Origin of the sequence: Shewanella sp. 11B5 (genome assembly GCF_002836795.1) — a bacterium.
GTDB classification, from domain to species: Bacteria; Pseudomonadota; Gammaproteobacteria; order Enterobacterales; family Shewanellaceae; genus Shewanella; species Shewanella frigidimarina.
Genome location: NZ_PJAP01000019.1, coordinates 1 through 1,532, shown reverse-complemented (window position 1 = coordinate 1,532; position 1,532 = coordinate 1). Strand labels below are relative to the sequence as shown.

Below are 1,532 nucleotides of genomic sequence, written 5' to 3'. Positions count from 1 at the left end.
GGTTAAAAATCAATATAAAAACGTTTTAATGGGTCAACTGTCTAAATGTGAGCACATATTGTTGACACAAGGCTGGCGCGTTCACACTCGGCATTGTTTCAAGTCTATGACACATGATCATCACACGCCCAGCAAGTTCAATGACTTTTGATTGAACCAGTGGATTTAATGACTGACGACTCGTATTTTCAGTTTTTACCTTATTACTTTTTAACACATATTGGCGCAAGTACAAATACAAAACATTAAGTGCATCAACAATTTGTTGCTCAGACACCTTTAATAAACTATTGCTTAAATGACCCGTTTGTAAACTTTGAGCCCAATCTTGGCGAAATGTCAGCAGTTGCTGATAATGCTGGCTGGTTAAACTGTTTGCTAACGCAAGAGGGCCACCAACAACACTAAGACACCATGTAACATCATGGATTTTGCCATCGGCGTTGGCTGGCGGTAACAACTGCTGCGTCGCTAACCATTGATGGATTTCATGCTTAGTTGGCTCAACAAAATTAAGCGTTTGACAGCGGCTGGTGATAGTCGCTAATAACTGGGCAGATGTATTGGTTTGTAAAATGAGCACAACATCATCACCAGGTTCTTCAAGGGTTTTCAATAATGCATTAGCCGCCGCCAAATTTAAACGTTCGGCATTAACGATTATAGCTACACGTGCGCCACCTTGCTGAGCCGTTTGAGTTAACGCTTGGCAGAGTTGACGAATTTGATCGACTTTAATTTGGTTGCCATCTGGCTCAATAATGTATAAATCAGGGTGATTACCGGCTGCCAATAACAAACAACTTTTACACTGGCCACAAGCACCAACCGGAGTGAGTTGCTGGCAAAGCACAGTTTGCGCTGCGGCCTTAGCGAGCTTATCGCCCCCTAATGCTTTATCGATGTTGAACAAATGCGCATGACTGCTTTTGCCTCGATAATGCTGGTCAACAAAACGCTGATGTGGATCGGCTAACCAAGGTAGCTGGTCAATCTGATAATCACTCATGTCGGCACATTATCCCTTTTAATATCAATCACTGCTCACTCATCAGAGTGGATAAATGGCGTTGTAATTGTATACCAATATCATTATGCACTTGTTCCATGGATTGACTGGCATCAATCACCACAATGCTGTCATCTTCATGCGCTAATTGTAAGTAGGTTCGTCTGGCTCGCTCAAAAAAATCAATCGCTTGTTGCTCTATTCTATCAAGCTCGCCACGACTGGCTGCACGGCTTAAGCCTAACGTTGGATCAATATCCAAATATAAAGTGAGATCGGGTTTAAAACCTCGTAAGCAAGCATCACTGACCGCTTTGACTAATGGCATTAACCCTCGGCCACCACCTTGATAAGCTAATGATGACAGATTGTGTCTATCGCCAAGTACCCATTGACCCACAGACAACGCTGGTTTAATAACATTGGCGATTAATTGTGTTCGCGCTGCATAAATGAGTAAGCATTCTGCTTCATCGCATAATGGATCTGTCTCATCGGCAATTTTAACTAAATCGCGCATTTT

The 1,532-nt window shown here is 42.6% G+C and carries 2 protein-coding genes; both read right to left on the bottom strand.

The window, feature by feature from the left end; all coding sequences use genetic code 11:
* Positions 1-25: 25 nt before the first annotated feature.
* A complete protein-coding gene (gene holB / locus CXF78_RS00125; RefSeq protein ID WP_102035649.1) occupies positions 26-1,009 on the bottom strand; it encodes a DNA polymerase III subunit delta' in 984 nt (327 codons plus the stop codon).
* Positions 1,010-1,037: 28 nt separating this feature from the next.
* Positions 1,038-1,532 (bottom strand): dTMP kinase (gene tmk / locus CXF78_RS00120; protein WP_102035648.1); only part of this gene is annotated, 495 nt, incomplete at its 5' end.